The sequence below is a fragment of the Marinobacterium aestuariivivens genome (assembly GCF_042661465.1).
Classification (GTDB): Bacteria; Pseudomonadota; Gammaproteobacteria; order Pseudomonadales; family Balneatricaceae; genus Marinobacterium_A; species Marinobacterium_A aestuariivivens.
In genome coordinates this window covers 1,507,998-1,520,588 of record NZ_JBHSWE010000001.1, presented here as the reverse complement: position 1 = coordinate 1,520,588, position 12,591 = coordinate 1,507,998, and the positions used below count along the sequence as shown (strand labels likewise).

Below are 12,591 nucleotides of genomic sequence, written 5' to 3'. Positions count from 1 at the left end.
GGGATATGGAAATTTGGTCATCATCAACCATAATCAAGAGTTCCTCAGCGCCTACGCGCATAACAGTCGCGTACTCGTGAAGGAAAATGATATGGTTAATGGCGGCGACAAGATCGCCGAAATTGGCAGCAGCGGGGCAACAGGGAACATGCTCCATTTTGAGATCCGACAGGATGGGCAGCCGGTTGATCCGTTGCAGTTCTTACCACAGCGCTAGCGAATTATAACAACAAAGCAGTGCCAGACAGGCAGTGGGGTTGGGTGTATGGAAAACGTTGACAACAAGGATTATGAGGTGTCAGAGGGCGTTTTCGAGCGTGATTTCGATGACGATGACGCCAGTGAAGACGCGGTCGAGAGCAGCGCCAGCGATGACGATGATCCGGACAGCGCCGATGACGATCAGGAGCCTGAGTTTCTCAACAGCGGACGCGGGCGAGGCAGTCTCGCTCACAAGGACCTGATGAACGCCAAGTCGCTGGATGCGACGCAACTGTATCTGAACGAGATCGGTTTCTCGCCGCTTCTGACGGCCGAGGAAGAGGTCTATTACTCCCGGCTGGCACTGAAGGGCTGCGAGGCCTCGCGCAAGCGCATGATCGAGAGCAATCTGCGGCTGGTGGTCAAGATCGCCCGGCGCTATCTCAATCGCGGTCTGTCGCTGCTCGACCTTATCGAGGAAGGCAATCTCGGCCTGATCCGCGCGGTCGAGAAGTTCGACCCCGAACGCGGTTTCCGCTTTTCGACCTATGCCACCTGGTGGATCCGTCAGACCATCGAACGCGCGATCATGAACCAGACGCGCACCATCCGCCTGCCGATCCATGTGGTCAAGGAGCTGAACGTCTATCTGCGGGTCGCCCGCGAGCTGGCGCAAAAGCTGGACCACGAGCCATCGGCCGAAGAGATCGCCGCCAAGGTGGACAAACCGGTGGAAACGGTGGAACGGATGCTCGGACTGAACGAGCGCATCAGCTCGGTCGACATTCCGGTCGGCAAGGACTACGACAAGTCGCTGCTCGATACCATCCCCGACCAGGAAAACTCCGATCCCGCGACCCTGCTGCAGAGCACCAATATCAGCGGCAACCTCGAAAAATGGCTCAATGCACTGCCCGACAAGCATGCCGAAGTGCTGTCGCGCCGTTTTGGGCTGCGCGGTTACGAGATGAGCACCCTCGAAGAGGTCGGCAGCGAAATTGGCCTGACCCGCGAGCGGGTGCGTCAGATCCAGGTCGAGGCGCTGCGCAAGCTGCGCGAGATCGTCGAGAAGAACGGCCTGACCGGCGAAGACCTTTTGAAATAGCGCCATCTCTCCGTGGGAGCGGCGCCTCGCCGCGAACAAGGTGCCATCACCGGTTCGCGGCGAGGCGCCGCTCCCACGATTCATCGCTCCAAGTACTTCAGCTTGTCCTCTTTGCCGTTCCACTCCTCGGCGTCGTCGAGCGGGGCCTTGCGTTCGGTGATGTTGGGCCAGACCTCCGCCAGTTCCGCATTCAGCTCGACATAGGGTTGCTGCTCGTCGGCGAGGTCGTCCTCGTGCAGAATCGCATCGGCCGGGCATTCGGGCTCGCACAGGCCGCAGTCGATGCACTCGTCCGGGTGGATCACCAGAAAGTTGGGCCCTTCGTAAAAGCAGTCGACCGGGCAGACCTCCACACAATCCGTGTATTTGCACCGAATGCAGTTCTCGGTAACGACATAGGTCATGGTACGGCTCTCCTGACTGTCGGGTTTGCGCTGAAGTATAGATCAGCCTGGGCTTCGTTTGCGTAGGAGCCGGGCACCCCAAGGGCACTTCCTCCCGGCGAATGGGGTTGGCACCGCGCCGGGACTGTTAGCACCGGGGAAGAGCCCTGCGGGTACGGCGCTCCACCTACCCCCGCAGAGCCGTTTAAGCTCGTACAACGCCTCCAGCGCCTGGCGCGGTGTCAGGTCGTCCGGGTCGATCTCTTCGAGGCGCATCAGCGCCGGGTCCGGCTCGGCCGGCTGCACGAACAGATCGTTCTGCACCGGTGCCGGCGAGCTGCCGCGCTGCAGCAACTGGCTCGACTCCTGCTCCAACCCGATCAGCTTGGCGCGCGCCTGCTGGATCACGCTTTTGGGAATGCCGGCCAGCTGCGCCACCTGCAGGCCATAGCTCTGGCTCGCGGGGCCTTCCCTGACCTCGTGCATGAAGACGATATGATCGTTGTGTTCCACCGCCGTCAGGTGCACGTTGTACACCCCAGGCGACTGTTCCGGCAGACTGGTCAGCTCGAAATAATGGGTCGCGAACAGCGTCAGGGCACCGACCTCGTCGGCCAGGTGACGGGCACAGGACCAGGCCAGCGACAGGCCGTCGAAGGTACTGGTGCCGCGGCCGACCTCGTCCATCAGCACCAGGCTCTGGTGGCTGGCGTTGTGGAGGATGTTGGCGGTTTCGGTCATCTCGACCATGAAGGTCGAGCGCCCGCCCGCGAGGTCGTCCGACGAACCCATGCGCGTGAAGATGCGGTCGACGATGCCGATCCGGGCCGCGGCGGCCGGTACATAGCTGCCGATATGGGCCAGCAGGGTGATCAGCGCGGCCTGGCGCATGTAGGTCGACTTACCGCCCATGTTCGGTCCGGTGATGATCAGCATACGCCGTTCCGGATCGAGCTGCAGATCGTTGGCGACGAAGGGCTCGTCCATCACCGCTTCGACCACTGGGTGGCGGCCGCCCTCGATCAGCAGGCCCGGTTCCTCGGTCAGGGCCGGGGCGCTGAAGTTCAGGCTCAGGGCCCGTTCGGCCAGGTTGTTCAGTACATCGAGTTCGGCGATGGCGGCGGCGCTGTCCTGCAGCGGCGCTAGCTGCTCGGCCAGGGTTTCGACCAGTTCTTCGTACAGGGCCTTCTCCCGCGCCAGCGCCCGGCTCTTGGCGCTCAGCGCCTTGTCCTCGAACTCTTTCAGCTCCGGGGTAATGAAGCGCTCGGCGTTCTTCAGCGTCTGACGACGGATATAGTCGACCGGCACGTCTTTGGCCTGGGCCTTGGATATCTCGATGTAGTAGCCGTGGACCCGGTTGTAACCGACTTTCAGCGTGCTGATGCCGGTCGTTTCCCGTTCACGGGTTTCGATCTGCACCAGATAGTCTCCGGCGTTCTCGCTGATCGAGCGCAGCTCGTCGAGTTCGCTGTCATAGCCCTCGGCGATGACGCCGCCGTCGCGTATCACCACCGGCGGATTGTCGATCACCGCCCGCGACAACAGTCCGGCCAGGCCCGGGAACTCGGCGATCTGGGTGGCCAGGTCGCCGATATGGGGGCAGTCGCTGTCCTGAATCAGGGACTGCAGTTCCGGCAATACATTGAGGGCGTTTTTCAATCGCTCCAGATCCCGCGGCCGCGCCGAGCGCAGCGCAACCCGTGACAGGATGCGCTCGATATCGCCAATCTGCTTCAGCGGCGGTGCGACATCCTCGAAGCGATAGTCGAGCTGCAGCCAGTTGATCGACTGCTGGCGTGCCAGCAGGGTGTTGCGACAGCGCAGCGGTCGGTTCAGCCAGCGCCGCAGCAGCCGGCTGCCCATGGCCGTGCGTGCCTTGTCGAGCACCGCCGCCAGGGTGTTCTCGCGCCCGCCGCCCAGGTTCAGGTCGATCTCGAGATTGCGTCGGGTCGCGGCATCGAGCAGTACACTGTCGTTCTGCTGTTCGACCTGGATACGACGGATATGGGGCAGAGCACTGCGTTGGGTATCGCGGGCGTACTGAAGCAGGCAGCCTGCGGCGGCCAGCGCGACCGGCAGATGGTCGCAGCCGAAACCCGACAGATCGTGGGTGTTGAACTGCTGGCACAGCAGCCGCTGGGCGGTATCGAACTCGAAATGCCAGGGCGCCTGGGGCCGCTGCCCCTTGTGCTGCTCGAGCAACGGCGCCAGCTGGCTGTCCTCGTTGTAGAGGATCTCGGCCGGCTTCAGGCGCTCGAGCTCGGCGCGCAGCCCCTCGCCGCCCTCGACCTGCATCAGGCTGAAACGGCCGGCGCTGAGATCGAGAATGGCGATGCCGATATTGTCCTGATGCTGCTCCAGCGCCACGAGCAGGTTGTCGCGGTGCTCGTCGAGCAGCGACTCGTCGGTCAGGGTGCCCGGCGTGACGATGCGCATCACCTTGCGCTCGACCGGCCCCTTGGTGGTCGCCGGGTCACCGATCTGCTCGCAGATCGCCACCGATTCCCCGGCGCGCACGATCTTGGCAATATAACCGTCGGCCGAATGGTAGGGAATCCCGGCCATCGGAATCGGATTGCCGCCGGACTTGCCGCGCGCGGTCAGCGAGATATTCAGCAATTCCGCGGCCTTCTTCGCATCGTCGTAGAAGAGTTCGTAGAAATCGCCCATGCGGTAGAACAGCAACTGGTCCGGGTGCTGCGCCTTCAGGCGCAGGTACTGCTGCATCATGGGTGTGTGTTGTTCGAAATTGCTGGGCAAAATGCTCATGGGACGAATCGGGACCGGGCTTGGGCGGCTGCCGCGAGGCGGCGGCCGGGGTTGCGGATGTGACGAGGCAGGCATTTTACGTGATTCGGCGGGGGATTCGAAGCGGGGGAGGGAGCAACAGCTAGTCGCTGTCCTTTGCGGGTGCGCTTTCAATCAAGGCGTCAGGAGAAATGGATGATTCGTGACTTCGTAATTTCTCTTGAAGCGGACTCGAGAAAAGCTTGGCATGGGCGAGGGCGTCCATCATAGCCACCAAGCGTGACTGGATCTCGGACAAATCACTCGAGGACAATATCGATCAAGGCTCATACCTTGCGTGGAGGGCAAGCGGCGATCGCACAACGAACATGGGGGCTTCGGACAGCAGGGGCAGTCACATTCTGAGTATGTATCTCTTCAAATCTACAGGCACCCGGTCAACAAAGGCTCTCAATCTCGTACTTTGATGCCGATTCGACGGATAGGCAGTTGGATCTTCACACCCCCAGTTCACTGCAATGACGGCGGATTGGGGGGGGGGGGGGAGGCATCCATCCCGTTGCCTGCATTTGGGTGGTCGAGCGTATGCACAGTCGGCGCTATTCGGTCCTTTGTCTGGCCGTAGTCTAAACGGGCTAAAGGGCGCAGAAAAATAGTCCTGTTTCCCATTTTTGTTGCCTTCGTTTAGGCCCCGCCTTCGGCATGTTCCTCATATCATTCCCTTGTTCAAGCGTTTTTAGTTGTCTGCAGTGTTACGACTAGGGACGCGACCGCACAATAAGAGGATGAATAAATGAGTAAGCAAGAACAAAAAGAGTTTGGCTTTGGGACGCAGATCCGTAAATCTCCTTATTTCGACGCAACCGTGCGTTGGGGCGCCAACGGGTTCTCTGTGTATAACCACATGTATATCCCCCGCGATTTCGGTAATCCCGAACAAAATTTCTGGAACCTGGTAAACGACGCCATTCTCTGCGATGTTGCGGTAGAGCGTCAGGTCGAGATCACTGGCCCTGATGCTGCACAATTTGTTCAAATGCTTACGCCTCGAGATCTTTCAAAATGCGCTGTGGGCCAGTGTAAATATGTGCTGATCACAAACGCCGAGGGCGGGATCTTGAACGATCCTATCCTGCTTCGTCTCGAGGAAAACCGCTTCTGGATCTCCCTGGCCGACAGCGATATTTTGCTGTGGGCGCAGGGTGTGGCTATCCACTCTGGATTGGATGTGCAGATCCGCGAACCGGATGTGTCTCCGCTTCAGCTGCAGGGTCCGAAGTCCGGAGAAATCATGAAGGTGCTGTTCGGTGACAGCATTACCGATCTGCGCTACTACTGGCTGCGCGAGTATGACCTTGACGGTATTCCGTTGATCGTATCCCGGACCGGCTGGTCCAGCGAGCTGGGTTATGAGCTCTATCTGCAGGATGCTTCGAAGGGTGACGAGCTGTGGGAAAAGATCATGGCTGCAGGTGCTCCGTTTGGTCTTAAGCCAGGCCATACGTCGACAATCCGCCGTATTGAGGGCGGAATGCTGTCCTACCACGCCGATATGGACATCAATACCAACCCCTATGAACTAGGTCTTGATCGACTGGTCGAGCTGGATATGGAGGCTGACTTCATTGGTAAGGCTGCCCTCAAACGTATCCGTGAAGAAGGTGTATCACGCAAGCAGGTTGGTCTGGTTATCGACGGTCCGGCACTGTCGGGTCCGAACACCAAATTCTGGGCGCTGGAAAAAGACGGTGAGTCTGTGGGCAAGGTCACTTCTGCCGTGTTCTCTCCGCGTCTGGAGAAGAACATTGCGCTGGCCATGGTTGGGGCGGATTTTGCGGACCTTGGGACGACTTTCGAAGTTGATATGCCTAATGGTAAAAGAGCAGCCACTGTGGTCGAAAGGCCGTTCTTTGACCCTAACAAGAAAATCGCAGCGTCTTAATCTTAGTATATATAAGAGCGATTAATAAAAGATTTAAGTCTAATGCCCCTCAGTAGATATTTGAGCTTGGGTTTATCCAAAGCCAATATCTACTGAAGCGTAAGCTGGCGAATGAATTGATTAAAGGACCAAGTGTTATGAACGCAAATGAAAAAACCTATATCCTTAGCGGAAGCTCAGCTAGCAAACTGGGTGTGCTCGACCTGATAATCGGATGCTTGTACAAGCACGAGTGTTATGCGTATGAAATACACACTTTTGACGACGATGATGTTGAACGCTTCTTCTTCCGTGTAGAGTTCCGTTACATAGGTGCCGGTGAGTTGGCTGAAGAAAGCCTCCGGAGCCAGTTTGGCGATCGGGCTGAAGCCTTTGACGCGGTGTGGGATCTGCGGGATTCTTCGACTCCGGACAAAGTGGTGATTCTTGTATCAAAGTATGATCACTGTTTGCAGGATATTCTACATCGCCACAGTATCGGTGCGCTCAATATCGAGATTCCGGCTATCATATCCAACCACCCGGACCTGAAACGACTGGCTGAGTGGTACAATATCCCGTATTACCACCTGCCCATTACTGCGGAAACCAAACCGCAGCAGGAAGCCGCGATATGGGATATCATCCAGAAAGTCGATGCGGACTTGGTTGTCCTGGCTCGCTACATGCAGGTACTGTCCGACGATATGTGCAAAAAATTGCACGGACGTGCCATCAATATCCACCACTCGCTGCTGCCGGGATTCAAAGGCGCCAAGCCTTATCACCAGGCTTATGAAAAAGGTGTGAAACTGGTAGGGGCCACCGCACATTACGTAAGTAAAGACCTGGACGAAGGTCCGATCATTACCCAGGGAGTGGAGCCGGTGGATCACACCTATACGCCGGACCGCTTGGTAGCAAAAGGACGTGATACCGAGCGCCTCGCACTTGCAAAGGCGATTAAGATGCATGTTGAGCGACGTTGCTTCCTTAACGGCAATAAAACTATCGTCTTCCCGGGCCACTAATCTACGCCTCAATACGGTGTTCTTCTAGATCTGAAAACGGATCGCTCCGGTAACCGGGCGATCCGTTTTTTTAATGAGGGGGTGGCTTTGACTAAGTTAAATGTTTTGATAGCTGATCGCTCACCAATCTATCGCCTTGGAATCCAGATCGCGCTGCAAAATGCTGGTTTGGATTGTATCTTTTGGGAAGTCGAGGCATGGAGTGAGGTACAGGAAACCTTGGCGCGCATCCAAAACGCGGACTTGTTGGTGTTGGACGATTGTCTGCCGGAACTGGGCCATTTTCGACAACTGGAAAGGCTGCTGACCAGTCACGTTGAGTTGCCTGTACTGATTCTGGCCGACGTGGCGAGCAGCAATTTTGTACGCGAGGCATATCTCAGTGGCGCTAGTGGTGTTGTACTGAAGTCCTCGTCGTTGGACAAGTTGAGTGAAGCCCTTTGCTCGGTACTCAAGGGTAGCTTTTTGCACCCCGAAAATGACAAATGCTACTGGATCAACACTCCAGACCGGGAGTGCCCGGTGGATAGGTCAACCCTGCTGTCCGAGAAGGAGAAGCATGTGCTCAAACACCTCAAAGATGGTTTGAGGAATAAGCAGATCGCACTGCAGATGTGCCTGACGGAGAGCACTATCAAGAGCCATCTTTCCAGTATCTACCGAAAACTGAACGTGGATAACCGTACCCGTCTGGCAATAAGCATCCAGAAGATGGAATGAGCCGGCATCGAAAAACACGGTCTGCTACAGTTGTTCTGTTTCTAATGACTTAGAGTCTTTCCAACGCACTTGGGCGAGTTATTTACTTGCCAGGTGGTACGTAGTGTCTGGCACTGCTTCCTGCACTTTATCCTTCTTCGAGTTTTTCTGGCGAGATTCGCCCCGCTGTCTTTATACATGTTCATACATTATTAATAAAGCTCAGTCGCATCGTGTCATCTGATTTCAGTGTAAACCTCCCTGTTTTAGTGCCAGGAATTATTAGAGTCAATCCGGACGTTACGTTGAGCTAGGAAGGCCCAAGGCGTTAGATCGCCCAATGATTCGTGGGGCCGTTCCTCGTTGTATTCGACGCTGTTGAGCTGTCTGTTATTAACCTGGCGTACAAATATATTGGTACGTCACGCCACAGAAACGGGCGCAGGTGCGCGGACATGCTGGTTTCCGTGGCGTTTGCATTGGCCTGCGGCCAATGATGAAACGTCCCTGTTTCATGTATTAACCCGCCGGGTTAATAATACATCCAATGCTTCTCAGACTCCGGCACGCCCTGCTTCTGACCCGCGATGATCACCCGGACATCGTCCAGGTCTGAGCCCTCATAGCCACGGTCAGCGAAGCGCGTCTCCGGCATGTGGTCCCTCGGCGTTATGACCGTTGTCAGTCAGGTGCACCAGCGGATGGGCCGGATTGACGATGTCCCCCAAGCGTGGCCTGGACATGTCGTTCCGCGGCTCCGTGGTCTTCTTCTTGGGCTTCAAGCTTGACGATTCTGCAACGTTTTGGGTTGTCAGGCGTGAAAACGAAGGATTTTCACCTGTTCGAAGCACAGTATAGTCCTTTATAAATCAAAGGGTTGCGAGTTGCTCAGGATGGGATAGTCTAAATGGTCCAAAGCGTACAGAAAAATAGTCCTGTTTCCCATATTTGTTGCCTTCGTTTAGGCCCCGCCTTCGGCATGTTCCTCATATCATTCCCTTGTTCAAGCGTTTTTAGTTGTCTGCAGTGTTACGACTAGGGACGCGACCGCACAATAAGAGGATCAATAAATGAGTAAGCAAGAACAAAAAGAGTTTGGCTTTGGGACGCAGATCCGTAAATCTCCTTATTTCGACGCAACCGTGCGTTGGGGCGCCAACGGGTTCTCTGTGTATAACCACATGTATATCCCCCGCGATTTCGGTAATCCCGAACAAAATTTCTGGAACCTGGTAAACGACGCCATTCTCTGCGATGTTGCGGTAGAGCGTCAGGTCGAGATCACTGGCCCTGATGCTGCACAATTTGTTCAAATGCTTACGCCTCGAGATCTTTCAAAATGCGCTGTGGGCCAGTGTAAATATGTGCTGATCACAAACGCCGAGGGCGGGATCTTGAACGATCCTATCCTGCTTCGTCTCGAGGAAAACCGCTTCTGGATCTCCCTGGCCGACAGCGATATTTTGCTGTGGGCGCAGGGTGTGGCTATCCACTCTGGATTGGATGTGCAGATTCGCGAACCGGATGTGTCTCCGCTTCAGCTGCAGGGTCCGAAGTCCGGAGAAATCATGAAGGCGCTGTTCGGTGACAGCATTACCGATCTGCGCTACTACTGGCTGCGCGAGTATGACCTTGACGGTATTCCGTTGATCGTATCCCGGACCGGCTGGTCCAGCGAGCTGGGTTATGAGCTCTATCTGCAGGATGCTTCGAAGGGTGACGAGCTGTGGGAAAAGATCATGGCTGCAGGTGCTCCGTTTGGTCTTAAGCCAGGCCATACGTCGACAATCCGCCGTATTGAGGGCGGAATGCTGTCCTACCACGCCGATATGGACATCAATACCAACCCCTATGAACTAGGTCTTGATCGACTGGTCGAGCTGGATATGGAGGCTGACTTCATTGGTAAGGCTGCCCTCAAACGTATCCGTGAAGAAGGTGTATCACGCAAGCAGGTTGGTCTGGTTATCGACGGTCCGGCACTGTCGGGTCCGAACACCAAATTCTGGGCGCTGGAAAAAGACGGTGAGTCTGTGGGCAAGGTCACTTCTGCCGTGTTCTCTCCGCGTCTGGAGAAGAACATTGCGCTGGCCATGGTTGGGGCGGATTTTGCGGACCTTGGGGCGACTTTCGAAGTTGATTTGCCTAATGGTACAAGAACAGCCACTGTGGTCGAAAGGCCGTTCTTTGATCCTAACAAGAAAATCGCGGCGTCTTAATCTTCGCATGCGAAACGCACGGTGATAGTGCGCTATCACCGCAGGCTCTTATTTGTGCACAGACTTCGGTCAGAGCTTTCAATAAAGCTGGCAGAGGTAAAATATAAGGGTGGCATCGTGCCGAAGGGCAAGAGGACACCCTGTGTGCCAACTGACACTCATTTAAATTATAAAAACAGAGCCTGGCCGACCGCCAGCTGACAGGAGATACTTTATGGGGTTGTTCTCTTTTCTTCGTAAATCCACGGACGCCAGCAAAGAGGGGCAGGCACCCCGTCTACTGGAGAACATCCTTCGCGGCTATTCGATCGAGGTCATGCCGAAGACTGCCGAGAAGGTGGAGAGTTTTCGTGACATTCTGCCTGCAGGTACCCGCGTCTATATTGCGCATATCGACGGAACGCCGATTGAGGATATGGTCCGAACCGCTCGTCGCCTGGCCGATGAGGGATTTCCGGTGATGCCGCATTTTCCTGCCCGTGTCATCAAGGATCGTGCGGAGCTGGCTAATTGGATCGCACAATATCAGGGCGAGGCGGGAGTAAAACAGGGACTGCTCCTGGGCGGCGGCCTCAATACTCCGGCTGGCGAATTCGATAGTTCCATCCAACTGATCGAGACTGGACTTTTTAATGACTTCGAACGTCTGCACGTCGCTGGCCATCCTGAGGGAAACCGCGACATCGATCCGGATGGTTCTGACAGGTTGGTAATGCAAGCCTTGAGGTGGAAAAGAGCTTTTTCCGAGCGGACCGATGCGAAGTTGGCGATCACTACCCAGTTCTGTTTCGAAGCCGCACCGGTGATCTCCTGGGCCAACCGGCTAGCGGACGAGGGGATTGATCTGCCAATCCATATGGGCCTGGCAGGACCGGCCAAGCTCCAGACCCTGATGAAATATGCCATGTCTTGCGGCGTGGGGCCCAGTATGCGGGTTTTACAACGCCGGGCCAAGGATGTATCCAAGTTAATTATGCCCTACGAGCCTACCGATATATTGCTTGAGCTTGCTAATTACAAAGAGCGCAATCCAGGCTTCGGCGTTGAGCAGGTGCATTTCTTCCCGCTGGGCGGTATTAAAGCCAATGCGAATTGGATTGCCGAACATGGCGGGGTTGCAGGTCGGTCGGCCTCGGCAAATTAAAGTTAGGAAATGGAAAACGGTACTGGAACCCCTAGATAGACTCCTGTTTGTTTTTTTCGTGGCTGAGCGATCGCAGTTGTTTTATAGAGCTGCACCGCATAACTAAAACAACATCGAATATGAACGCGCCGACTCTACAGGTTGTTCTCCTTTATCAGACGGCGCGAAAATTTAGAAGGAGACAGACATGACTGCTCGGATCATCGACGGTAAGGCATTCGCAGCTATACTACGTGAAAGTGTGGCTGAGCATGTTTCGCATCTAAAACAGACACATGAGATAACGCCCGGCCTTGCGGTTGTTCTAGTCGGAGATGATCCTGCATCTCAGGTCTATGTCCGCTCGAAGGGAAAGCAGACCGTCGAGGTTGGCATGCACTCCTACGAGTACAAGTTGCCCGCAGATACCTCAGAAGCGGATCTTTTGGCGCTGATAGAACAGCTCAATCTTGATCCATCGGTACATGGTATCCTCGTCCAGCTTCCCTTGCCGCAGCATATTGACGAAGCGTTGGTGATCAATGCGATTGACCCGGCGAAGGATGTGGATGGGTTCCATATTTCCAATGCGGGGCTGCTTGCCACCGGGCAGCAGGCTATGGTGCCTTGCACCCCTTTGGGATGCCTCATGATGCTTCGCGAATATTGCGGTAACCTGGCGGGGTTAAATGCAGTGGTGATCGGGCGTTCGAACATCGTCGGTAAACCCATGGCACAGTTGCTGCTGCGAGAGAGTTGCACAGTAACCGTGGTCCATTCTCGTACGAGGAATCTGCCGGATATCTTGAGTGGTGCAGATATCGTCGTCGCTGCCGTAGGACGGCCTCTATTTGTCCAGGCCGAGTGGATCAAAAAGGGTGCAACAGTGATTGACGTGGGTATCAATCGTATTGACCAGGGAGACGGTACGACGCGACTGGTCGGCGATGTCGATTACGACGCCGCCAAAGAGGTTGCAGGAGCGATCACACCGGTACCCGGCGGAGTCGGTCCGATGACCATTGCTTGTCTACTGGCCAATACAGTAACGGCATGCTGTCGTGCGCATTCTCTTCCTGAACCTAAAGGCCTAACCGCCTAATAGACGGAATAACGATATGAGCAGGTACCTTAAACCTGACCTGCTCCCCGTTTTCCGGT

At 55.8% G+C, this 12,591-nt stretch carries 10 protein-coding genes; 8 read left to right on the top strand and 2 right to left on the bottom strand.

All coding sequences use genetic code 11. The features are described from left to right. Positions 1-13 precede the first annotated feature (13 nt). Together ACFQDL_RS07955 and rpoS are read left to right on the top strand one after the other, a co-directional pair. Positions 14-217, top strand: a complete 204-nt coding sequence (locus ACFQDL_RS07955; protein ID WP_379908543.1) for a M23 family metallopeptidase — start codon at positions 14-16, stop codon at positions 215-217. Positions 218-265: 48 nt separating this feature from the next. Then, on the top strand, positions 266-1,306 hold the full coding sequence (rpoS, locus tag ACFQDL_RS07950; protein ID WP_379908542.1) for an RNA polymerase sigma factor RpoS: 1,041 nt from the start codon (positions 266-268) through the stop codon (positions 1,304-1,306). Positions 1,307-1,386: 80 nt separating this feature from the next. Here rpoS and fdxA read toward each other — a convergent pair whose 3' ends face one another. Both fdxA and mutS read right to left on the bottom strand, forming a co-directional pair. Further along, on the bottom strand, positions 1,387-1,710 hold the full coding sequence (gene fdxA / locus ACFQDL_RS07945; protein ID WP_379908541.1) for a ferredoxin FdxA: 324 nt from the start codon (positions 1,708-1,710) through the stop codon (positions 1,387-1,389). A gap of 42 nt (positions 1,711-1,752) precedes the next feature. Next, complete coding sequence (gene mutS, locus ACFQDL_RS07940; RefSeq protein ID WP_379908540.1) at positions 1,753-4,458, bottom strand: DNA mismatch repair protein MutS; 2,706 nt, start codon at positions 4,456-4,458, stop codon at positions 1,753-1,755. Positions 4,459-5,230: 772 nt separating this feature from the next. Here mutS and ACFQDL_RS07935 point away from each other — a divergent pair. From ACFQDL_RS07935 to folD, 6 genes are all read left to right on the top strand, one after another. Next, the gene (locus ACFQDL_RS07935) at positions 5,231-6,379 is read left to right on the top strand and encodes a glycine cleavage T C-terminal barrel domain-containing protein (protein ID WP_379908539.1); all 1,149 of its coding nucleotides are present in this window, start codon (positions 5,231-5,233) and stop codon (positions 6,377-6,379) included. 137 nt (positions 6,380-6,516) lie between these two features. Then, a complete protein-coding gene (gene purU / locus ACFQDL_RS07930) occupies positions 6,517-7,389 on the top strand; it encodes a formyltetrahydrofolate deformylase (RefSeq protein WP_379908538.1) in 873 nt (290 codons plus the stop codon). Positions 7,390-7,476: 87 nt separating this feature from the next. Beyond that, positions 7,477-8,109: a LuxR C-terminal-related transcriptional regulator gene (locus ACFQDL_RS07925; protein ID WP_379908537.1), complete on the top strand. Its 633-nt coding sequence runs from the start codon at positions 7,477-7,479 to the stop codon at positions 8,107-8,109. Positions 8,110-9,158: 1,049 nt separating this feature from the next. Then, complete coding sequence (locus tag ACFQDL_RS07920) at positions 9,159-10,307, top strand: glycine cleavage T C-terminal barrel domain-containing protein (protein WP_379908536.1); 1,149 nt, start codon at positions 9,159-9,161, stop codon at positions 10,305-10,307. Positions 10,308-10,521: 214 nt separating this feature from the next. Continuing rightward, on the top strand, positions 10,522-11,451 hold the full coding sequence (locus ACFQDL_RS07915) for a methylenetetrahydrofolate reductase (protein ID WP_379908535.1): 930 nt from the start codon (positions 10,522-10,524) through the stop codon (positions 11,449-11,451). A 187-nt stretch (positions 11,452-11,638) separates the two neighbouring features. Next, positions 11,639-12,532, top strand: a complete 894-nt coding sequence (gene folD, locus ACFQDL_RS07910) for a bifunctional methylenetetrahydrofolate dehydrogenase/methenyltetrahydrofolate cyclohydrolase FolD (RefSeq protein ID WP_379908534.1) — start codon at positions 11,639-11,641, stop codon at positions 12,530-12,532. The last annotated feature ends 59 nt before the right edge of the window (positions 12,533-12,591 follow it).